General features: G+C 60.1%; 24 protein-coding genes. 14 read left to right on the top strand and 10 right to left on the bottom strand.

From position 1 onward, the window contains the following. Positions 1-3 precede the first annotated feature (3 nt). Positions 4-423, top strand: a complete 420-nt coding sequence (locus ACXAH8_RS13480) for an NUDIX hydrolase (RefSeq protein ID WP_475219189.1) — start codon at positions 4-6, stop codon at positions 421-423. On the opposite strand, the gene ACXAH8_RS13475 is transcribed toward ACXAH8_RS13480, so the two are convergent. The 6 genes from ACXAH8_RS13475 to ACXAH8_RS13450 all read right to left on the bottom strand — a co-directional run bounded on the left by ACXAH8_RS13475 (position 420) and on the right by ACXAH8_RS13450 (position 7,912). After that, positions 420-3,821 carry an efflux RND transporter permease subunit gene (locus tag ACXAH8_RS13475; RefSeq protein ID WP_475219187.1) on the bottom strand — a complete coding sequence of 1,134 codons (3,402 nt, stop codon included), beginning with the start codon at positions 3,819-3,821 and terminating at the stop codon, positions 420-422. The two genes, ACXAH8_RS13480 and ACXAH8_RS13475, sit on opposite strands and share 4 nt — an antisense overlap. 5 nt (positions 3,822-3,826) lie before the next feature. Beyond that, entirely contained in the window at positions 3,827-5,275 is a 1,449-nt protein-coding gene (locus ACXAH8_RS13470; protein WP_475219185.1) for an efflux RND transporter periplasmic adaptor subunit, read from the bottom strand. A 107-nt stretch (positions 5,276-5,382) separates the two neighbouring features. Continuing rightward, complete coding sequence (gene moaB, locus ACXAH8_RS13465; RefSeq protein WP_170379098.1) at positions 5,383-5,925, bottom strand: molybdenum cofactor biosynthesis protein B; 543 nt, start codon at positions 5,923-5,925, stop codon at positions 5,383-5,385. Between the two features lie 6 nt (positions 5,926-5,931). Beyond that, positions 5,932-6,552, bottom strand: coding sequence for a LysE family translocator (locus ACXAH8_RS13460; RefSeq protein ID WP_475219181.1), 621 nt, complete (start codon positions 6,550-6,552; stop codon positions 5,932-5,934). Further along, a complete protein-coding gene (locus ACXAH8_RS13455; protein ID WP_475219179.1) occupies positions 6,549-7,148 on the bottom strand; it encodes a metallophosphoesterase family protein in 600 nt (199 codons plus the stop codon). Before ACXAH8_RS13455 ends, ACXAH8_RS13460 begins: the two co-directional genes overlap by 4 nt. Next, positions 7,148-7,912: a uracil-DNA glycosylase gene (locus ACXAH8_RS13450; RefSeq protein ID WP_475219177.1), complete on the bottom strand. Its 765-nt coding sequence runs from the start codon at positions 7,910-7,912 to the stop codon at positions 7,148-7,150. The genes ACXAH8_RS13455 and ACXAH8_RS13450 overlap by 1 nt, the downstream gene beginning before the upstream one ends. A gap of 83 nt (positions 7,913-7,995) precedes the next feature. Between ACXAH8_RS13450 and ACXAH8_RS13445 the strand changes: the two genes are divergently transcribed. The 10 genes from ACXAH8_RS13445 to ACXAH8_RS13400 all read left to right on the top strand — a co-directional run bounded on the left by ACXAH8_RS13445 (position 7,996) and on the right by ACXAH8_RS13400 (position 14,671). Then, a complete protein-coding gene (locus tag ACXAH8_RS13445; RefSeq protein WP_475219175.1) occupies positions 7,996-8,628 on the top strand; it encodes a scavenger receptor class F, member 2 in 633 nt (210 codons plus the stop codon). A 162-nt stretch (positions 8,629-8,790) separates the two neighbouring features. Further along, positions 8,791-9,726 (top strand): aspartate carbamoyltransferase catalytic subunit, encoded by a 936-nt coding sequence (locus ACXAH8_RS13440; protein WP_475219173.1) that lies wholly within the window; start codon positions 8,791-8,793, stop codon positions 9,724-9,726. After that, positions 9,723-10,241 (top strand): hypothetical protein, encoded by a 519-nt coding sequence (locus ACXAH8_RS13435; RefSeq protein ID WP_475219170.1) that lies wholly within the window; start codon positions 9,723-9,725, stop codon positions 10,239-10,241. Before ACXAH8_RS13440 ends, ACXAH8_RS13435 begins: the two co-directional genes overlap by 4 nt. Next, on the top strand, positions 10,226-10,612 hold the full coding sequence (locus ACXAH8_RS13430; RefSeq protein ID WP_170480953.1) for a hypothetical protein: 387 nt from the start codon (positions 10,226-10,228) through the stop codon (positions 10,610-10,612). The genes ACXAH8_RS13435 and ACXAH8_RS13430 overlap by 16 nt, the downstream gene beginning before the upstream one ends. Continuing rightward, on the top strand, positions 10,609-11,061 hold the full coding sequence (locus ACXAH8_RS13425; RefSeq protein ID WP_170666774.1) for a hypothetical protein: 453 nt from the start codon (positions 10,609-10,611) through the stop codon (positions 11,059-11,061). The genes ACXAH8_RS13430 and ACXAH8_RS13425 overlap by 4 nt, the downstream gene beginning before the upstream one ends. Further along, complete coding sequence (gene pyrC, locus ACXAH8_RS13420; RefSeq protein WP_475219167.1) at positions 11,058-12,338, top strand: dihydroorotase; 1,281 nt, start codon at positions 11,058-11,060, stop codon at positions 12,336-12,338. Before ACXAH8_RS13425 ends, pyrC begins: the two co-directional genes overlap by 4 nt. Then, positions 12,338-12,943, top strand: a complete 606-nt coding sequence (plsY, locus tag ACXAH8_RS13415; protein WP_170721334.1) for a glycerol-3-phosphate 1-O-acyltransferase PlsY — start codon at positions 12,338-12,340, stop codon at positions 12,941-12,943. The genes pyrC and plsY overlap by 1 nt, the downstream gene beginning before the upstream one ends. Before the next feature lie 136 nt (positions 12,944-13,079). Further along, positions 13,080-13,208, top strand: coding sequence for a hypothetical protein (locus tag ACXAH8_RS13410; RefSeq protein ID WP_475219165.1), 129 nt, complete (start codon positions 13,080-13,082; stop codon positions 13,206-13,208). 191 nt (positions 13,209-13,399) lie between these two features. Beyond that, positions 13,400-13,873, top strand: a complete 474-nt coding sequence (locus tag ACXAH8_RS13405) for a YHS domain-containing (seleno)protein (protein WP_170553758.1) — start codon at positions 13,400-13,402, stop codon at positions 13,871-13,873. 267 nt (positions 13,874-14,140) lie between these two features. Next, the gene (locus tag ACXAH8_RS13400; RefSeq protein ID WP_170639852.1) at positions 14,141-14,671 is read left to right on the top strand and encodes a porin family protein; all 531 of its coding nucleotides are present in this window, start codon (positions 14,141-14,143) and stop codon (positions 14,669-14,671) included. 54 nt (positions 14,672-14,725) lie between these two features. Here the strand turns inward: ACXAH8_RS13400 and ACXAH8_RS13395 are convergent, their stop codons facing one another. Then, positions 14,726-15,709, bottom strand: coding sequence for a quinone oxidoreductase family protein (locus ACXAH8_RS13395; protein ID WP_475219160.1), 984 nt, complete (start codon positions 15,707-15,709; stop codon positions 14,726-14,728). A gap of 193 nt (positions 15,710-15,902) precedes the next feature. On the opposite strand from ACXAH8_RS13395, the gene ACXAH8_RS13390 reads away from it, so the two are divergent. After that, positions 15,903-16,760 carry a DUF2189 domain-containing protein gene (locus ACXAH8_RS13390; RefSeq protein ID WP_475219157.1) on the top strand — a complete coding sequence of 286 codons (858 nt, stop codon included), beginning with the start codon at positions 15,903-15,905 and terminating at the stop codon, positions 16,758-16,760. Between the two features lie 12 nt (positions 16,761-16,772). Here the strand turns inward: ACXAH8_RS13390 and ACXAH8_RS13385 are convergent, their stop codons facing one another. Together ACXAH8_RS13385 and ACXAH8_RS13380 are read right to left on the bottom strand one after the other, a co-directional pair. Next, positions 16,773-17,771 carry an NAD(P)H-quinone oxidoreductase gene (locus tag ACXAH8_RS13385; RefSeq protein ID WP_475219155.1) on the bottom strand — a complete coding sequence of 333 codons (999 nt, stop codon included), beginning with the start codon at positions 17,769-17,771 and terminating at the stop codon, positions 16,773-16,775. Positions 17,772-17,826: 55 nt separating this feature from the next. After that, positions 17,827-18,519, bottom strand: coding sequence for a COQ9 family protein (locus ACXAH8_RS13380; RefSeq protein ID WP_475219152.1), 693 nt, complete (start codon positions 18,517-18,519; stop codon positions 17,827-17,829). A gap of 111 nt (positions 18,520-18,630) precedes the next feature. Between ACXAH8_RS13380 and rpsU the strand changes: the two genes are divergently transcribed. Continuing rightward, positions 18,631-18,837 carry a 30S ribosomal protein S21 gene (rpsU, locus tag ACXAH8_RS13375; RefSeq protein WP_005614280.1) on the top strand — a complete coding sequence of 69 codons (207 nt, stop codon included), beginning with the start codon at positions 18,631-18,633 and terminating at the stop codon, positions 18,835-18,837. Between the two features lie 291 nt (positions 18,838-19,128). Continuing rightward, positions 19,129-20,340, top strand: a complete 1,212-nt coding sequence (locus tag ACXAH8_RS13370; protein ID WP_475219150.1) for a CAP domain-containing protein — start codon at positions 19,129-19,131, stop codon at positions 20,338-20,340. Between the two features lie 51 nt (positions 20,341-20,391). Here ACXAH8_RS13370 and ppk2 read toward each other — a convergent pair whose 3' ends face one another. Further along, the gene (ppk2, locus tag ACXAH8_RS13365; RefSeq protein WP_170379135.1) at positions 20,392-21,309 is read right to left on the bottom strand and encodes a polyphosphate kinase 2; all 918 of its coding nucleotides are present in this window, start codon (positions 21,307-21,309) and stop codon (positions 20,392-20,394) included. Positions 21,310-21,365 lie beyond the last annotated feature (56 nt).

Genomic DNA, 21,365 nt, shown 5'->3' with positions numbered 1-21,365 from the left:
CCTATGACTCAATCCCCCAAGATCGGTGCGCTGGCCGTTGTCCTGCATCAGGAAAACGTTCTGTTGGTACAACGCAGCAAGGAACCGGATCGAGGCTTGTGGGGGTTTCCCGGCGGCCATGTAGAATGGGGTGAAACCGTCCTTCAGGCCGCAGTACGGGAGCTGCTTGAGGAAACATCGGTCACGGCTGAACCGCTGCACTATCTGGACAATCTAGACCTGTTGCGGCGGGATGCGGATGGGCAAGTGTTGTCGCATTATCTGCTGGTCGGTGTGGCTTGCCGCTATCAATCGGGCACGCCTTTGGCAGGGGATGACGCGCTGGACGCGCAGTGGTTTCCTATCGAACAGATACTCAAAGGCGACCTACCGATGAGCAACCGTGTGGCAAGCCTGTTGCAGCTTGCGCTAAAGGCAGGCTAGGCTCCGACCCGATTTTTGAACCGGGCATAGAACATGCCGGACAGCAGTACGCTCAGGATCACGATTGGGATCGCTCCGGCCACAAACGCCCCGAGCCCCATGCGAAGAATCTCGGGGGCCTCCGCGCCTCCGTACAGACCGACCAGCGGAGCCGCAGGCGCACCTGAGACCATCGGCCAGATCAGCGTCACAGCAAACCAGAGCATCAGAGCCAAAGCGGTCGCGCCAAGTGCGGCCTGCACCACGCGGTCCCGCGCATAGATCGCCCGACGCATCGCAGTCATCGGACGCGCGAAATCGTTCAGGATTGCCAAAAGCGCGGGCACCAGAACCAGCACCAGAACCATTCCGAAACCCAGCCCGTAGACCAGCGTGATCACCGTTGGCTTGAGAAACTGCGCCTGTTGCGAACCTTCATAGAGCAACGGCGTCAAACCCAGCACCGTCGTCAGCGTGGTCAGCATCACAGGCCGCAACCGGTCGGCTGTGCCTTCGATGATTGAGGGCACCAACCCCCTCTCCTGCTGGTAGCCATCAATGGTGGTCACCAGCACAATCGAGTCGTTGACGATAATGCCCGTCATGCCCAGAAGCCCGACAACGGTGAACATGCTCAGCGGCACATCCCAAATGTAGTGCCCCCAGATCGCGCCCACCAAGCCAAACGGAATGATCGACATCACCACCAGAGGCCGCGACCAGCTGGCAAAAACCCAGGCCAGAACAAGATAGATGCCGGTCAGGCACAGGATCAGACCGGTGCGCGCCTCGGACAGGAACTCGTCCTCTTGTTCGCTCAGGCCTGCCATGCGCCAGTCGACCTGATACTCGCCCGCAATGCGCGGCAGGATCTCTTCGTTCATGGCACGACTGATTTCGGCGGCGCGGGCGGGATCATCCTCGGAGATATCGCCATTCACCGAAATCACCCGCAACCCGTTCTCGCGCCGGACGGTCGAAAAGCCTGATTTACGCTCGACCGAGACGATGTCGGCCAGCGGGACATAGACCCCGTCTGGCGTGCGCATGAGGGTGCGTTCCAGGAAATCTGCGGTCAGCTCGCCCTCGGGCAGTTCGACGCGGATTTCAGCGCTGCGGGGGCCGTCGGGGAAGGTCGCGGCCTCAATCCCGTTCAACCGGTTGCGCAGCACGCGGCCCAGCGTTTCGATGCGGAAGCCCAGCGCCTGACCCTGTGCCGTCAGGTCGAGGATGTACTCCTCTTTGTCATAGGCCAGATTGTCCTCAAGCGCCGAGACTTCGGGGTATTTGGACAGTTCGGTCTGCAAGTCCTCGGAGGCAGCTTTCAGCGTGTCCACATCCGCGCCATAGAACTGCACATCAATCGCGTCCCCTCCGGGACCCGAGCGCCAACCCCGGAAGCTCAGCAGCTCAACCTTGGGATGGCGGGGGACGAAATCCTGAAGCTCACCAACAAATTCGAAGCTGGAATAGGGGCGCAGGTCGGCGTCGATAAGCTCGATCGAAATACCACCCAGAAGGTCGTCATCCTTGCCCTCAGCAGCGGACAGACCGAACCCTGCGCTGCCGCCAACCTCGGCCAAAACGTATTCCAGAGGATTGCGACCATGCCTTTCTTCGTAAATCTGGCCCAGCTCTTCGGTGGCGCGCTGCAATTCGCGCATCATGGCGATAGTGTCAGAACGCGTTGCACCTTCAGCCATGATGAAATTGCCGGTGACCGAGCCGCGCTCGGGCGCGTTGAAAAACCGCCAGTTCACATCGCCGCGAATGAACAGGGCAGCCTGGGTCGCCAGGATCACCAGCATCAATGCAACCACGACATAGCGCGCCCAGATAACCCAGCCGATAAACGGCCGAAACAGCGTGTCCCGCACCCAGCGGAAGCCCCGGTTCACCACTCGGTTGGGCAGGTCGTACCAATGCTCCTTGGCGGAATGCGCAATGGCGTGGGACATATGGTTGGGCAGGATCAGGAAGCATTCGATAAGTGAGGCCGCCAGCACCGCGATCACCGTAAAGGGAATATCACGGATCAATTCTCCGAACCGGCCACCCACGAGGGTCAGGCCGAAAAAGGCGATCACGGTGGTGATCGTGGCGGCAAAAACCGGCATGGCCATCCGGCGGGCGGCGCGTTCGGCGGCCACGATGGGCGGCTCTCCCAGACGGCGGGCGCGGAAATCGGCGTGTTCGCCGACAACGATGGCGTCATCCACCACGATCCCAAGCGTGATGATCAAACCGAACAGAGACACCATGTTCAGCGACAGGCCACCGATATACATTAGCGCAATCGCCGCCGACATCGCAACCGGAATACCCGCAGCAACCCAGAACGCAATGCGCGCGTTCAGGAACAGAAACAGCAGACACACGACAAGGCCAAGGCCAACCAGCCCATTGTCAATCAGAATATCCAAACGGTCGGTAATGGCCTGCGCGCGGGTACGGATCATCTCGACCGAGACACCTTCGGGCAGGCTGGCCTGCATCTCAGTCACCACGTTCTCAACTGTGTGCTGGATCGCGATGGCATCCCCCAGATTGGACCGGTCCACCCGAACCGACATTGCGGGATTGTCGCCGACAAAATAGCTACGGTTGCGATTGACCCCTTCCACCCGGATCAGCGCCAAATCACCAACAAACAGTTTCGAGCCGTCCGCAAAGGTCCGCAGAGCGATGGTCTCGATCTCTTCCGGCGTGCGCTTTTCTGCGCCGGTCCGGATGCGCGCGTTGGCGCCCGTCACGTCCCCCGCAGGGCTGGCATTGACCTCAGCCGAGATGGCCGAGGCGATGTCGGCCAAAGCCACGTCATTGGCAATCAACTGCGCGGTCGGCACCTCAACCACCACACGCGGGGCGGCGAGACCGCGGATCGTGGTACGGGTCACGCCAGCGGCAAATAGGCGGTTGATCAGCTCATCGGTAAACTTGGCCAGTTGGTCCGGATCAACCGGGCCGGTGACGACCACATCTGTCACCCGATCACGCCAGGCCCCACGCCGGATCGTAGGTTCTTCGGCATCTTCGGGCAGATTGGTGACGCTGTCGACGGCGGTGCGCACCTCCTCAACGGCGCGGGACATGTCCCAGTTCGGCTCGAACTCCAGCCGGATACTGGCAGAGCCTTCGCGAGAGGTCGCCGTGGTGCTTGCCACACCTTCGACCGCCAGCAATTCGGGTTCGAGCAGTTGGACGATGCCATTGTCGACATCTTCGGGGCCGGCCCCTTCCCATTCGACATTCACATCGACCCGTTCCAGAACCACATCCGGAAAGAACTGCGCCCGCATATTCGGGATGGCCGCCGCGCCCAACACCAGCATCACCAGCAACAGCAGGTTGGCCACGGTTCTGTGCCGGGTGAAATAGCTCAGGATACCACCGGCAGCGCTAGGGATGTCGCGCATCATGGCGCTTAGCCCCCGGCCAGGTTTTCAATGCGACGCACCAGCGAGACCGGAACCTTCGCCTCTTCCAACTGGCCGAGCATGCGTGTTTTCTCGGCCTCAGGCATATCCTCTCTAGCCTCGACATGAGTGATCAGTTCGGCCCGTTTCGCATCGGTCAATTCAACCAGATCAGGATCGGCACTGGCCTCGGGACGCAGGGGGCGCACGCGGACCCCAGACCCCAGCAGAGGCGTGCGGCCTATCACGACCTCGCGCCCTTCCAGCCCTTCGCCACGCAGCAGAACCTCATCGCCCTGACGGCGGATCAGTTGCACAGGCAGGACTTCCAGACGATCATCCGCACCCAAAACCAAAACGGTGCCAGCTGCGTCCAGAACCGAAGAAGGAAGGCGTGCGACCTGTTCCAAGGGCTGTTCCTGCACCGTCACGGTCACGAAGTCGCCGGGCTTGAACCCCGAGGCATCGTCGAGCCGGGCATAGATCAGACGCCCGGTTTGCCCCTCACCCGCCGAGCCGCTGTCACGGCTGATCCGGCCCCTCGCGGTCAGGTCGGCCCCCGTGACCTCAAGCGAGATGGTGAAGGGGGCGTTGATCAGCGCTCCGTCTTTGTCAAGCAAACGCACGAATTGCGCGGTTGAAACGCGGAAGGCCACCTCCAATGCGTTAGGGTCCACCAGTTCAGCCAGCTTCTCATTTGCTGAAACCAAACGCCCTTCGACCAGCGTGACATCTGTCAGCGTGCCTCCGAACCGGGCGCGGATGGTCATGTCCTCCAGGTCACGCTCTGCCGCTTCCTGCGCGATCCGCGCGCGGGCCAGCAGAGTCGTAGCCTGATCCACCCGCGATTCCGCCTGCGCAAGGGCAATGCGGCGCGCCAGAACCGATTGTTGTGCGGCGGCGGCGATCAATTCGGCCTCTTCCACACTGGCGGGTGCCCCCACACCGCGGGATTCAAGATCGCGCTGACGCTGCAGGGCCCTTTCACGCAGCTCAGCCTGCGCCTCAGCTGATTTCAATTCATCCTGCGCCAGCAGCAATGACCGTTCAGCATCACGTTCTTCAAACTGAGCATCCAATACGTCCGATTTCGCACGATCCAGCGCCGATTGCGCATCCGCCGGATCAAGTTCAACCAAGACCTCACCCGTGGTAACGGTGCCGCCATCTTCGAAATCATCCGCCAATGCGATCACGCGTCCACCCAGCGCAGCGCGTAACTCCAGACGGCGGCGGCTTTGCACCTCGCCGAAGGCTTCGAGATTGGGCGTGACGGTTTCGAATACAGCCGGACGGACGGTCACCGCAAAGACCCGCTCGCGCGCTTTGGGTTGCTCATTCTCGCGGATCAGGACCTCTTGCACGGCGCCTGTGACGATCTGAACGGCGACAAAGAGCAATGCCAGCGTCAACGACGCCAGAAACACACCGACCAGACTCTGCCTTAAGAAACGCATCAGTTATTCATCCCGGTTGCAAATGGGCTGCCCTGCGGAAAATGTAGCGGAGGCACGAAATATGCCAAGCCACAAAGCGGTTATAAGGTGTTGAACGTGCGACCAGTCTACTTCCGTCGCAGATGTTCGTCCAATCTGGGCATTATTTCCACGAAATTGCAGGGCCGGTGGCGATAGTCGAGCTGTTTCTCGAGGATACCGTCCCAAGCGTCCTTGCAGGCCCCGGGGCTGCCCGGAAGTGCAAACAGGTAGGTTCCGCCCGCCACACCACCCGTGGCGCGCGACTGCACCGCCGAGGTTCCTATTTTTTCCATTGAAATAATGGTGAAAACAGTCCCGAAGGCGTCGATCTCTTTCTCATAGACGTCGCGATGCGCCTCGACCGTAACGTCCCGCCCGGTCAGCCCGGTGCCACCCGTCGAGATCACCACGTCGATTCCGGTATCGGCAACCCAGGCGCGCAGTTGATCGGCGATCTGGGCGCGCTCGTCCCGGATGATCTTGCGATCTGCAACCACATGCCCCGCCTTTTCGATGCGGTCCACCAATGTCTGGCCCGAGCGATCCTCATCAACCGAGCGCGTATCCGAGACGGTCAGAACCGCGATGCGGATGGGAATGAACTCAATCGTTTCGTCGATACGTGACATGAGGCGTCAAGCCCTTTCCATGATAGCAAGCCGCAGCGCGAGCGCGGTGAAAATCCCGCCCGTCACCCATCCCATAATGCGCGAGGCGCGTGGATTTCCGATCAGCAACCGGCCGGCACCGCCAGCGAACACGCCAACCAATCCGTTCACGACAAAACCACCCAATGCGATGATCGCGCCAAAGATCATGAATTGCCCTAGGATCGAGCCCGCCGCGGGATCAACAAATTGAGGGATAAAGGCCAGAACGAACAGAATGATCTTGGGGTTTGTCAGGTTGACCACCATCCCGTCTCGGAACGCCATGCGCGTCGGCCTTGCTGGCCCTTCGGTCGAGACCGCTCCGTTGCGGATTGCGCCCCAGGCCAGATACAGCAGATAAGCAACACCCATCCAGCGGATGACATCAAACAGCCATGGCATCGAATTGACCAAGGCTCCAAGGCCCAGCCCTGCCAGCAGGACATGCACCGTCAAACCCAGCGATATCCCGGCGCTTGCCACCAGCGCCGGACGGGGTCCGGATTTCAGGCCCTGCCCGAAGCAGAACATCATATCCGCGCCGGGTGTGAGATTCAGAAACATCGCGGCAGGGACAAAGGCCAGCAGAGTAACGGTTTCGATCATATCGCAACCTCAAACCAATTTGTTCTGGGGCCAAGATTGGCGATTTCTGAACGACCCAATGACCCGCGATAGCCCCAGCTATCGTGGATATGCCCACAAAAGACCAGTTCCGGTTTCAGGCGCTCGACCGCATCGCGCACCGCGACCGATCCGACGGACATCCCCTGTGACGTAGTATCGCCAAACCCCTTGGGCGGAGAGTGAACAACCAGCACATCCGTCCCATCGCAACGGTCCAGCATCTCTGCGGCTTCGGCCTCGCTCAGGTCACAGGACCAGTCTCCAAACGGCGTGACCGGCACGCCGTAGCCCAAACCAAACAGACGCAACCCGTCAACTGTCATCCCTGCTCCGTGCAGCACGTGGACCCCCTCGGGGGCCGCGTCTGTCAACTCAGCCGCGCTTTCGGCATTGCCCGGGATTAGAACCAGCGGTGCGGCAATGCCAGAAAGCATCTGCATCGCTTCATCCAGCCCCTGCCGCATGTTGCAATAGTCTCCGGCCCCGATCACCAAATCCGCATCGGCGCTGGCGGCGACGAGATCAGCCGCCCGGTTGCGTGCCATATGAAGGTCCGAGAACGCCAGGATACGCATCACCCGGCCCCCAGGCGCGCTTTCAGCTCGAGCAAATCAGCCCAGGCCTGTCGTTTCATCTGCGGTTGTCGCAGCAGGTAGGCGGGGTGGAACATCGGGATGACGGGCAGGTCCAGCGCCTGATCCCAATTCCCGCGCAAGCGTGTGATGCCGCGTTTGCCCAAAACCGCCTGACAGCTGATATTGCCCATCACCACAAGCACCTCGGGCTTGGCCAGCCCCACGTGACGTTCCAAGAACGGCTTCATCATGCCAATCTCTTCGGGTTTAGGGTCGCGGTTCTGCGGTGGGCGCCAGGGAAGAACATTGGTGATGTAGACATCATGCGCGCGGTCCAGATCAATCGCGGCCAACATACGGTCCAAAAGCTGCCCGGCCCGACCAACAAAGGGTTTGCCTTCGCGATCCTCATCCCGACCCGGAGCCTCGCCAATGATCATCACCCGCGCACCCGGAGTACCATCGGCAAAGACCAACTGCCGCGCGCCGCGCTTCAGCTCACAATGATCGAACGCCTCCATCACCGCGCGCAGCTGGTCCAGAGACCCGGCACCTTGGGCGGCAGTTTTGGCAATCGCCACCGGATCGACCTGTTTGGGCTTTTCCGGCGCGGCTTGCGGGGTTGCAGGCTTCTTCGCCTTGGGCGTCGTATCCGGCAAGGCATAGCGATCAATCGGCGCGTCCCCGATCGCCTCGGTCGCGCCCAGTTCGATCTGCCATTCCAGCAGCGCCTTTGCCGTGTGATAGTCCAAGCCCGATTCCATGCCCTCAATCTAACCAGCTTTTGCCTGAGGGAAAGCGAATAGACCTTGCCTCGGCACCGGGACAGACCGACCATGCGGGCGTCATGCTGTCTTTTCTGCGATTCCTTCTGGTAGCTCTGGCGCTTGCCCTCGGCGGCGAACCCGCCTCGGCCCAGTTGCTTGGCGGGGCGGATCAATGCCGCGCGGGTCAGTTTGCCTGCGGCAGCCGGTGCTGCTCGGGCGGGCAGAGGTGCAGCTTTGATGGCCACTGCATTCCCCTGGGCGGAACTTATTGCGGTGGCGGGCGCAGCTGTGGCGCGTTCGAGCGCTGCGTCGCGGGTGGCACGCGCTGTGCGCCTGCTGGGGCAAACGCCTGCACCTCAAGTCTGGATTGCCCCTCAGGCAGCTTTTGCAGTGCGCGCGGCCAATGTGAAAAAACCATACCAGATTTCAACCCCAGCGCGCCTGAGGCCCTTGACCCGCCGCAGATATGCGATGACGGCCTGACCTGCGCGCGCGGGTCGTCGTGCCTGCCGGGGGGCGGATGCACGCGTCCCGGATGGTTCTTGTGCGAGGAAACCGGATCGCAATGCCGCCCCGGCTTCAAATGCTCGGAACATCAGGGATGCGTGCCGATCAAGGCCATCGATTGTGGCTATGGCAAGTGGTGCAAACCCGGCGAGCAATGCCTGCCCGAAGGCGGGTGCGAGAAACTGCCCGAAGGGTCGGAACCATAGAGCGTTTCGGGTTTAACTTGAGACACGAATACCCTGCCACGCTTGCGGCGTTCTCGGGACATTCGCGTCGTAGAGTGATTCAGATAAAACCCGAAACGCTTTAGGTTGCCTCTGCCCGCGTGGCTTTCTATAAGCGGTCCGATTGTCAGACAGGAGCCCGCCATGCGTTTTGCCCATCGTCACCTTCTTGGCATCGAGCATCTGTCGCAATCCGATATCACCGCCATTCTGGATCTGGCCGAAAAATACGTCGACCTGAACCGGCAATCGACCAAGCATTCAGACGTGCTGTCGGGGCTGACGCAGATCAATATGTTCTTTGAGAACTCGACCCGTACCCAGGCCAGTTTCGAACTGGCGGGCAAGCGGTTGGGCGCGGACGTGATGAACATGGCGATGCAGGCCAGCTCGATCAAAAAGGGCGAGACGCTGATCGACACCGCCATGACGCTGAACGCGATGCATCCCGACCTGTTGGTGGTTCGGCATCCGCATTCCGGGGCCGTGGACCTGCTGGCGCAGAAGGTGAATTGCGCGGTTCTGAACGCGGGCGACGGGCGGCACGAACACCCGACACAGGCCTTGCTGGATGCGCTGACGATACGCCGGGCGAAGGGTCGGTTGCATCGCCTGAACATCGCGATCTGCGGCGACGTTGCACATTCCCGCGTGGCGCGGTCGAACCTGATCCTGCTGGGCAAGATGGAGAACCGCATCCGCCTGATCGGCCCGCCGACGCTGGTCCCCTCGCAATTCGCCGAGTTCGGGGCCGAAATCTATGACGACATGAACCAGGGCCTCAAAGACGTCGACGTCGTTATGATGCTGCGCCTTCAGAAAGAGCGGATGGATGGCGGCTTCATCCCCTCAGAGCGCGAATATTATCACCGCTACGGGTTGGACGCCGCCAAACTGGCGCAGGCCAAGCCCGATGCGATTGTCATGCACCCCGGACCGATGAACCGCGGGGTTGAGATCGACGGCACGCTGGCCGACGACATCAACCGCTCGGTCATTCAGGAACAGGTCGAAATGGGCGTCGCCGTCCGCATGGCCGCGATGGAGCTTCTGGCCCGCAACCTGCGCGAGGTCGCATGAGCGATCTGACTGTCGCCCCCCAGGAACACGGCGTGATCCGCCTGTTCGCGCTGGACATGCGCCCGGAAGAGGCCAAGTTCCTGCGCGAACCCGGTGCGGCCGATCAGGTTCTGGGTGTCGATGGTCTGGACCCGGATCAAATTGACATTTTCCCGGTCTCCGATCTCGAAGACCTTGGGCTTTATGGCTACCTGCACGAGGGCGGAGGCGTGTCCGAGGATCAACTGGATCGCAGCATGCTTGAAGCCATCGAAGGCTGGGTCATGGTCGTCCGCAGTGCGGCCTTTGGTGGGTGCTCCGCGCAGCTGAACCCTGATCCTCGTCTGCATTTGCTGGGTCTGTTCACCGAAGAGGCCACGAACTGGACCGGCGGTGCGATAGAAACTGAAAGCGCCAAGCCGTTTTCGGCCCCGCAGGCGCCCATCGACAATGATGCCCCTCGCCGTGTTGGATCGGCCCTGATGGCGGTTCTCGCCCTGCTTGTTATCGGAGGTGCCCTATGGCTGATCCTGTGACCTTCACCCCGGACAAACGCGCCTATATCCAGACCAACCTGACCCTCGCCGCCATTGCAATGGCGGGCGCGATGCTGGTGCTGTGGTTGATTGGCAACCCCTATGTCTGGACCGGCGCGCCAGCCGGGCTGGCCGCTATCGGGTTTCGCGCCTGGTATCTGGCCTCCGAAGAGCTGAACAATACGTGGGAATTGTCTGACACCACCCTCACCGGCCCCGGCCCTCGGGTCGTCGCGCTGAACCAGATCGAAGCCGTCAATACGATGGGCAGCTTTGTTCAGGTTGTGACACGGGGCGGTGACAAGCACCTCATCAAGTATCAGGCGAACCCCGCCGCCACCAAGGCCGCCATCGAAAGGGCCGCGGGATGAGTGACGGGTGGTGGCGACCCCATATCCCTGAGGGTGAAGAGGTCCTCTGGACCGGGCAACCGCATCAGGGGTATTTCCCACCTCATGTGGGATGGGCTTACCGGATTTTGATCCTAAGCCTCGGTCTGGCATGGCTGGCCAGCCCGTGGTTCGCCGACACCTTGCGCGATTATTGGAAACTCATCGGGTCCACGGGGTTCGTTGCGTTCCTCATGTGGTACGACCGCCTGCTGCGCAGGAGTCGTATCTATGTGGTGACCACCCGCAACGCTTGGTGGATCAGCAAGATCTTCAAGCCCAAAAACGTCCCTATCGACCACGCGTTGAACTACCATCGCAGCGGTCAGAACGTGGTGTTTTCACGCCGCCTGTTTCTTGTATTCGAATACCTGTCCGACCCTGATGCCGCTTTGGCGGCCTTGAACCAAGCCCGAGAGGCCTCAGCATGACTTCTGTCGTTTTCACAAATGCCCGCTTGATCAACCCGGAAACCGGTACGGACAGCTTGGGCTGGCTACACGCCGAAAACGGACACATCGTGGCGCTGGGGGGCGGAAACGCCCCTGCCATCAACGCAGAGGTCATCGACTGCGACGGCAAATGCCTCGCCCCCGGTATTGTCGATATCGGCGTCAAGGTGTGCGAACCGGGTGAACGGCACAAGGAAAGCTACAAATCCGCCGGTCTGGCCGCCGCTGCGGGCGGTGTGACCACCATCGTCACTCGTCCGGACACTTTGCCTGCGGTCGACACGCCGGAAACGCTGGAATTTGCCACTCGGCGGGCGCAAGCGGATGCGCCTGTAAACGTCCTGCCCATGGCCGCCCTTACCAAGGGGCGCGAAGGGCGTGAGATGACTGAGATCGGATTTCTACAGGACGCGGGCGCGGTCGCCTTCACCGATTGCGATCATGTCATCACCAACACCAAGGTATTCTCCCGCGCGCTGACCTATGCCAAATCCTGCGGCGCGCTGGTCATCGCGCACCCTCAGGAACCGGGATTGAGCAAAGGGGCCGCCGCCACGAGCGGCAAGTTCGCTGCCCTGCGCGGGTTGCCTGCTGTCTCGCCGATGGCGGAACGGATGGGGCTGGACCGCGACATTGCCCTGCTAGAGATGACCGGGGCCGCCTATCACGCCGACCAGATCACCACCGCCCGCGCCCTGCCTGCGCTGGAGCGCGCCAAGCGCAACGGGCTGGACATCACTGCCGGGACCTCGATCCACCATCTGACGCTGAATGAGCTGGACGTGGCCGACTATCGCACCTTCTTCAAGGTCAAGCCGCCCCTGCGGTCTGAGGATGACCGGCAAGCCGTGATCGAAGCGGTGCGCACCGGCCTGATCGACATCATCAGCTCGATGCACACGCCGCAGGATGAAGAAAGCAAACGTCTGCCGTTCGAAGAGGCTGCCTCGGGCGCGGTCGCGTTGGAAACCTTCCTGCCCGCAGCCCTGCGCCTCTATCATGCGGGGCAGCTGGATCTGCCCAGTCTGTTCCGGGCCATGGCGCTGAATCCGGCGAAACGATTGGGGTTGGACAGCGGGCGTATGGAGCCGGGCGCGCCTGCCGATCTGGTCCTGTTCGACCCGGATGTGCCCTTTGTGCTGGACCGGTTTGCCCTGAAATCGAAATCGCAGAACACACCGTTTGACGGTCAGCGCATGCAAGGTAAGGTCCTTGCGACCTATGTGGCCGGCAAAGACGTGTACCGGAGAACCTGATGCCCGAATTCGACAGCTCAATGAATGTACTCGCCCTGTGGGCGGCCTTGGGATACCTGATCGGATCGATCCCTTTCGGCCTGATCATCGCGCGCGTCATGGGGCTGGGTAATCTGCGGCAGATTGGATCAGGCAATATCGGCGCAACAAATGTTCTGCGTACCGGCAGCAAACCCGCCGCCGCGCTGACGCTGCTGCTGGATGGCGGCAAAGGAGCGCTGGCAGTCCTGTTGGCACGCGCCTATGCAGGTGAGGACGCGGCGCAGATTGCCGCCCTGATGGCCTTTCTCGGCCACTGCCTGCCTGTTTGGCTTGCCTTCAAGGGCGGTAAGGGCGTTGCAACCTTCATCGGCCTGTGGCTTGCGCTGGACTGGCGCGTCGGTGTTGCTTGCTGTCTGACCTGGCTGGTCTCCGTCGCGATCTGGCGCATGTCCTCGGCCGGAGCGCTGGCCGCAGCGGCCTTGTCGACCACTTGGATCATCACCCTGACAGACGGTTCGACATTCATCCTCGGAATTGCCCTGACCTTCCTGATCTACTGGCGTCACAAGGACAACGTCGCCCGCATCAAATCCCGGACCGAGCCGAAAATCGGGAAATCGTGACCCCGCCAGAAGACTTTCTGACGGCATTTTTCGCCCTGCCCACCGGTACGTTCACTGGCCGAGCAGATACCAAGCGCTATGTCCTCTCACGTCAGGTTTTGGCGGGGGAAAAACCCATAAGCTTGTCGCGCATGAATTGGGCGGGACGGACTATATCAGCCTGAACCTCTATCAGACACGAAACAGCGGCGCGCTGCTGCGTCCCTGTGAAATGTCCGCGCGCAAAGTGGTGGATTTCGTGTTGGCGCTGATCCCGGATATCTGATTGATATTCCGCATTTTTGCACAGCGCCTCTGTGTCGTGGCACAATCACAATTCATTGTTTTGAACGTGATCAAGCCGCCTCCCATCTGCATTCCGTGGCGGCCAATTACCGGTCTCACAAGATAAAATCCCCGGGTCCGCAAATCGCAATTCAGGCGAGGTCGCGCGGCCCTTTCACGAAAGGTGAAGCTATGAACACGTTTAAATCTCTGATCGGCGGCGTTGCCCTGTCTGTTGCTCTGGCCACTTCGACTTTGGCCGCTGGTGTTGAACTCAACGCAAGCTCGACTGGTCTGGCGATGCAAGGCTATGACCCGGTTGCCTATTTCACCGCTGGCGAAGCAACCAAAGGCGACTACCGCATCACCACCCTGCACAACGACGCTCTGTACCGCTTCTCGTCAGAAGAAAACAAAGTGGCATTTGAAGCCAACCCCGAGGCCTACCTGCCCGCATATGGCGGCTATTGCGCCTTCGGCGCGGCCATGGGCTTCAAATTCGATGGCGACCCGAACCACTGGAAAATCGTCGACAACAAACTGTACCTGAACCTGTCGCAAGACATCCAAGAACGTTGGGAAGGCGACATCCCGGGCTTCATCGAGCAAGCCAGCACCAACTGGGAAACCATCGCAGACAAAAGCCCGGCTGAGCTGCAGCAATAATCCGCTGAAATTGACAGCACGCGTCGGCGGCAGAGTGATCTGCCGCCGCATTTTATTTGAAGCTTTGAAAACGCTAACTATCTTATTGAGACAAGCCCGGGTCTAACGGGCGGACATCGGGCCAAACGGCCTGAACGATCCAAGACCTAGTACGGAATATGCCACAAACGATGATCCGGTCCTGAGGCAGGGCCGTATTTGAGTATGGATATGCGTAGCCAGACCCACAAATTGGCGCGCGGTTATTTGGAATGAAAGGATCAAGACATGATAGGCAGATTGGCAATTGTGACAGCGGCGTCCACCCTAGCGGCAGGGGCCGCGATGGCCCAATCCTCGGGCAACTGGACAGGGTTCTACGGCGGTCTGCAATTGGGCTATATCGACGTGGACACCAGCGTCTCGGGCGTCGATGGTGATGGCGCGATTGGCGGTATCATCCTTGGATATGACTACGATCTAGGCGACTGGGTCGTGGGCGGCGGCTTTGACTATGACTGGACCAATATCGATCTCGGCCCCGCAACTGTCGAGGACGTCTGGCGGATCAAAGTGCGTGCTGGCTACAAGGTGAACCCTCAGGGTCTTCTATACGGCGTTGGCGGCTATGCGGATGCTGGCACCGACAATCTGGGCAGCGACGACGGCTGGTTCATCGGCGCAGGCTATGAGCAGATCGTGGCCCCTAATGTCAGCATCGCAGGCGAGTTGCTTTATCACGAGTTTGACAACTTCAACTCGTCCAGCGTGGATGTTGACGCCACAACACTGCAGATCCGAGCGGCCTACCGCTTCTGATTTTTCCGGTTTTGTGCTGGAGCAGACCCGGCGTCCTGCGCCGGGTCTTTGCGTTTACAAGTCCAAAATTGTGCTGCCGGTGGTTTGCCGCGCCTCTAGCGCGCGGTGCGCTTCGGCAATCTGATCCAGAGGGAAGCGCTGGTCGATATGGATCTTGACCTCTCCGCCCTGCACTTTGCCAAACAACCGCCGCGCCATGGCCTGACAGACCGCATGGTCCGCAATATGCGTGAACAGCGTCGGGCGGGTGATCTTGAGCGAGCCTTTCTGCCCTAGAATGCCGATATTCACCGGCGGCACCGGCCCGGATGCATTGCCGAAGGATATCATCATGCCCAAGGGCTTCAGACAGTCCAATGAACCGTCAAACGTATCGGCGCCGACGGAATCCATCACCACATCGACACCCTTGCCGCCGGTCAGTTCGGCAACGCGTTCGGCAAAGTTCTCGGTCCGGTAGTTGATGCAATGGGCCGCGCCGTTGAATTGCGCCAGGCTGCACTTCTCATCCGTTCCCGCGGTTCCGATCAGTTTGATGCCCTCTGATTTCGCCCATTGGCAGGCGATCAGGCCGACACCGCCTGCAGCGGCGTGAAACAGAACCGTGTCGCCGCGCTTCAAGGGGGTGGTGCGATGGAACAGGTATTCGACCGTCAGACCTTTCAACATCATCCCGGCGGCTATTTCGAAGGGGATGCCATCCGGCAGTGGGCATACCTGTGCCGCAGGCATCACCCGCGCCTCGCAATAGGCGCCGGACGGAGCGCTGGCATAGGCCGCGCGTTGGCCCAGCTGCAAATGCGTCACGCCTTCGCCGACAGCCTCGATCACACCCGCAGCCTCCATGCCCAACGCATGCGGCAATTCAAGAGGATAGAGGCCCGTTCGTTGATAGACATCTATGAAATTCAACCCGCAAGCCTCGTGGCGAATGCGAACTTCGCCGGGGCCGGGATCGCCTAAAGGCTGGTCCTTGATCTGTAGGACCTCAGGTCCGCCGAATTCCTCAATGACAACTGTACGCGCAGTTTGCTGCATTCTGACCTCCTCTTGCCTTTGCTCAAGCTAACACGCTTGCGCGGCAAGACAATCCGGGCGATGCGGCGGCGGCAATTCGGGAATTTCTAAAACTGTGCTATACTGAACGCAGGCGTTGCCGGCTGGTCCGGCCACGAGCAACCCTCAGCCGGATCCATTCTGCGGCGCACCACTCGCCAAGGAAGGGAACAAAATGGCAAAAACTATCGGTAATCCGATCAGCTGGGCGGCCCAAAGCCTTGGAGCAACCAGCGATCACGTCTCGGAAAGCGTCTCGCACCTGGGCAGCTCGGACGTGCGCCACCTGCCCATGGTGCAGCCACTCACATTCAACGACCTGAAATACTGCCTGAGGGCCGGATACACGGACTTTCTGGAAACCCGCGCGGATGCGATCTTTATTGTGCTGATCTACCCAATCGCCGGGCTGTTTATGGTGGGCTTTGCAATGAACATGGATCTGGTGCCATTGCTGGCACCCCTGATCGCAGGCTTTGCCCTGATCGGCCCGATCGCAGCCGTTGGCCTATATGAAATCAGCCGCAAGCGCGAACAAGGCGGAGAGGTCCATTGGCTGGACGCGTTCGGCGTATTCCGATCGCCCTCCTTCGGGGCCATTCTCGCGCTCGGGTTCTATTTAGTCCTGCTGCTGCTTGTCTGGCTGATGGTCGCTCAAAGCGTCTATGCGCAGACGCTCGGCCCTGAACCGCCTGCCTCTCTGGGCGCGTTTGCGACCGAGGTTCTGACAACAGGCGCGGGGTGGACAATGGTCATCTTCGGCACTGCTGCGGGGTTCTTTTTCGCACTAATTGCGCTGGCTGTCAGCGTTGTCAGCTTCCCGCTTCTGCTGGACCGTAAGGTAGGGCTGCCCGTGGCCGTTGTGACATCCGTTCGCGTGCTGCGCCACAATCCTGGCGTCATCATGGGCTGGGGCTTCATCGTCGCGACCTTGCTGGTGCTGGGCGCGATCCCGATGCTGCTGGGACTGATCGTCGTGATGCCCATTCTGGGCCACGCAACATGGCACCTCTACCGGCGCGCTGTTGCGTAACCCAAAAGGTCTCTAGCCCGCGATGTTCAGAACGATCTTGCCAATATGCTGCGAGCTTTCCATGAGCGTGTGCGCCGCCGCGGCCTCGGCCAGAGGGAATTCGCTGTGCATCACCGGCGCGACCTTGCCTGCAGAGAGCAGCGGCCAGACGGCCTCGTGCAGGTCCTGAGCGATCTTCGCCTTGGCCAGATCGCTTTGCGGCCGCAAGGTGCTGCCGGTCAGCGTTAGGCGTTTCACCATCATCAGGGCAAAGTTCAGCTCTGCCACGGGTCCTTGCAAAAAGGCGATCTGAACCAGACGTCCATCCTCGGCCAGCGCTTTCACGTTGCGCGGGATATAGTCACCGCCAACCATATCGAGGATCAGGTTCGCGCCCCCTTCGGCCCGCATGACCCCGACAAAATCCTCATCCCGGTAATTAATCGCTTTTTCGGCCCCCAAGTTCAAACAGGCCTCACATTTCTCAACCGAGCCCGCCGTCGCAAAGACACGCGCGCCAAACGCGTTCGCCAGTTGGATCGCCGTCGTCCCAATACCGCTTGAGCCACCATGGACAAGGAACCGCTCACCCGCTTTTAGGCCGCCGCGTGTGAAGACATTCGACCAGACAGTGAAAAAGGTCTCGGGCAGGCAGGCGGCTTGCTTTAGGTCCATGCCATCGGGGACAGGCAAGCAATGCGCGGCGGGCGTGGCGACATATTCGGCATATCCGCCGCCCGGAAGCAGCGCGCAGACTTTGTCACCGATCGAGAGCCCCTCAACACCCGCGCCAAGGGCAACCACTTCGCCCGAGGCTTCAAGCCCCGGCAGATCGCTTGCACCAGGAGGCGGATCATAGGCCCCCGCGCGCTGCAACGCGTCCGGTCGGTTGACACCGGCATAGGCCACCTTCAACACGACTTGACCGGCCGCCGGCTCAGGAATCGGTCGTTCGGTTAGTTGCAGGACATCAGGGCCGCCGGGCTCGGTGATTTCGACGGCACGCATTGTCTGGGTTTCGGGCGAGGTCATGGGCAAATCTCCTTTGCCCAATGCCTAGCAGGCCAAAAAGCAAAGGCCCAGATGCTTACTTGCGCGGGTTCAACATCCCGGGCAAATCAGCCCGCATCTTCATCGGAGGTTTCACCTGAGCTGCAAACCAATTCGGAACGGCCAGCAAGGGCTTGAGCAGCGGGTTGCCGTTCACCTGCGCCTTGAGCTTTTCGAACTGCATCACGTTTTCGATGCGACGATCCAGAAACGCCCAACTGTTCTGGTGATCCGGCGAATCATCCCCCAGCCAAAACAGCAACGTCGACGAATAGACCCCCGAAAGGGTTGCGCGCTTGGTGTACCAATTTACATCATCCGACATATCACCCAGCGCATCCCAGATCAGATCACAGGTGCCCCAAACGGCCTTGGCCCCGTCCGCGGCGTGGTTGGGCAGTGAAAACAGGGTCATGCCCCGGCGCACCAGCTCCTTGTCCTCGACCGCCTCAAGTCGGAACCGAACGGCGGCGGCAACCTTTTCGCGAAACTTCAGCTCGCTCATGTCGGTGGACTTGATTCTGTCCAGCATGACTTGATCGCCCCGCGCGTGGTAGGCCAGCGCCAGATCGACCGCGCCGCGCGGGCAGATCGCACGGGCCAGACCGTCATCCAGATCGCAATCGACAACGGCCGCGCGAAAGCTGGCCTCGGACCAGCCATCGAACGGAACATGCATCAGGATCGCGTCCAGCAGCTGTTGCTTGGTGTCTTCATATGTGACGGTCATGGTGGGTCTCCGGTGCTTGGGCACAGTACTAGACAAGATAGAGCGGCTTTGCTATACGGCCAACTCCTGCAATTTCCTTGCAACTCTATCTAGAAAGGTGGTGACAACCACATGCAGGTTAGTGTTCGCGACAATAACGTCGATCAGGCGCTTCGTGCCCTGAAGAAAAAGCTGCAGCGCGAAGGCGTGTTCCGTGAAATGAAGCTGAAGCAACATTTCGAGAAACCGTCCGAGAAAAAAGCGCGCGAGAAGGCTGAAGCGATCCGTCGTGCCCGTAAACTGGCACGTAAGAAAGCACAGCGCGAAGGTTTGCTCTAAGCACCTGACGCTCGTCCAGCTTTGGATGACACTATTTGACGACCCCCGAGGCATCGCCCGGGGGTTTGTCGTTTCTAAGTGCGTTCTTGCCCGCGCCCCTGCACAACCAGTGCGATAACTCGCCGAGTCTTAGTCTCGCCTCTTTCTCGGCGTTTTCCAGCGCAGCGAATCTGCGTCCGACTGCATCGTCTCGCCGAAAAGCGCCAATTTTCATCGCCTCTCTATTCATGTCTTTGGTGGCCCCGATAACTGGGCTCGTCCACTCAGACAAAGCATAAAACGGAGGCAAAAATGTCTACAGCAAGTGAAGTAGAACGAGAGATGCTGGCGCTCATCAACCAAGAGCGCACATCCCGCGGTCTGGACCCCCTGCAACTTGAAAGACAGCTTAACGAGTCATCAGAAGACCACAGCGCATGGATGCTGAATACGGACCGGTTCAGCCACACCGGATCGGGCGGATCCAGCGCAACCCAGCGCATGCAGTCGGCCGGTTTCGATCTGGAAGGCAGCTGGCGCACGGGCGAGAATATCGCCTGGCAATCCGAGCGCGGCGCCCCAGGCATCAGCGATGATGTCGCGCAACTGCATCAGAACCTGATGAACAGCTCCGGCCACAGGGCCAACATTCTGAACCCCGATTTCAAATATATCGGGATCGGCGTTGAGACGGGCGACATGCAGGGCTTTGACGCGGTCATGGTGACGCAGAACTTTGCCACCACTGACGCAGAGGTCATGCTGGACATTGACGACACCGCCAGGACGCCGCCCACGGCTGAAGATCCAGTGCCCGAGGAACCGGAAACAGATGTGACCGAAACCGAAGATCCAACTCCGGAACAGCCCGTAGCCGATGTCACTGAGACGGAAGACCCGGAACCCGAACAGCCTGAGACCGACGTCACAGAGACTGAATATCCAGAATCCGAGCAGCCCGAAACCGATGTCACTGAGACGGATGATCCGGGACCTGAACAGCCGGAAACTGACGTCACAGAGACCGAAGACCCGGAACCTGAACAGCCGGAGACTGACGTCACGGAGACCGAAGATCCAGAACCTGAACAGCCCGAGACCGACGTCACAGAGACCGAAGACCCGGAACCCGAACAGCCTGAAACGGATGTCACCGAGACCGAAGATCCGGAACCTAAACGGCCCGAAACTGACGTCACCGAGACCGAGGACCCGGAACCGGAACAGCCCGAAACTGACGTCACCGAGATCGAAGAACCCGACAGCGGTTGTTTCGACGTCGCAGCTTTCCTCGCCGAAATTGAGGCATTCATTCAACAGCTACAGACGCAGTTGGATCAATTCGCCTGGAATGACGACGTCATGACTCCGGACGAGCCCGAGGATGACTTGGATCTGGTGATGGTCGACGATATGGACCCATCCTCGGATGACACGTCGTGCCCGGAGATGGCATCGGACGACTCCGGAGACGTCTTCTTCGTCAACTTCTTCAATTTCGATTGCATGATGGACGTCGCCTGACGGCCCATCCTGATGCGAGGCAGTCCGCTGCCTCGCATCCTCACAACACGATCAGTAGATCTTGGGTACGTGCAGCTCGTCGGGCAGAACGCGGCGTTCGTAGTCCGGATTGTAGCGGCGATCGGGCAGATTGACCCTCTCATGCGGAACATCCGTATAGGGGATCATGGTCAGAAGATGCTCGATACAGTTCAGACGCTCGCGTTTCTTGTCATTACCTTCCACAATGTACCACGGCGCCTCGGGGATATTGGTGCGGAAGAACATGTCTTCCTTGGCCTTAGTGTAGGATTCCCAGCGGATGCGGGATTCCAGGTCCATGGGCGACAGCTTCCACTGTTTCATCGGATCATGGATGCGCATGAGGAATCGCAGTTGCTGTTCTTCATCCGTGATTGAGAACCAGTATTTCAGCAAGATGATCCCCGAGCGCACCAACATACGCTCAAATTCAGGAACGTCCTGAAAGAACTGTTCGACCTGATCCTCGGTCGCAAAGCCCATCACCCGCTCTACGCCTGCACGGTTGTACCAGGACCGATCGAACAGAACGATCTCACCGGCTGCAGGCAGGTGCGGCACGTAGCGCTGGAAATACCACTGGCTTTGTTCCCGGCGGCTGGGGGCAGGTAGGGCGACCACACGCGCCACCCGCGGATTGAGGCGCTGGGTGATCCGCTTGATCACACCACCCTTGCCCGCACTGTCACGGCCTTCGAACAGGATACAGACCTTGGCACCCGTGTGCTGAACCCAGTCCTGCACCTTGATCAACTCGGCCTGAAGGCGTAGCAGGTTTCGAAAATAGACCTTTCGGTCCAGCATGTCCGGATGCTGTTCCCGATAGATTTTGCGAACTTCCATCGACAGCATCGGCTCGCTGAATTCGATCTCGAAGTCCTCATCCAGCGTATCTTCCAGCTCAGCCTCCAACCAGTCTTTGGGGGCGCCATCGTTTTCGTAGGCCAAGGTCAACTCCTTATTATTCTTCGGGTTCCCACCCTGGCAGGTTTGTGTAACCGCCT

The sequence above is a fragment of the Ruegeria sp. ABV3_008 genome, assembly GCF_056161185.1.
This window is presented reverse-complemented; position numbering and strand designations above follow the sequence as displayed.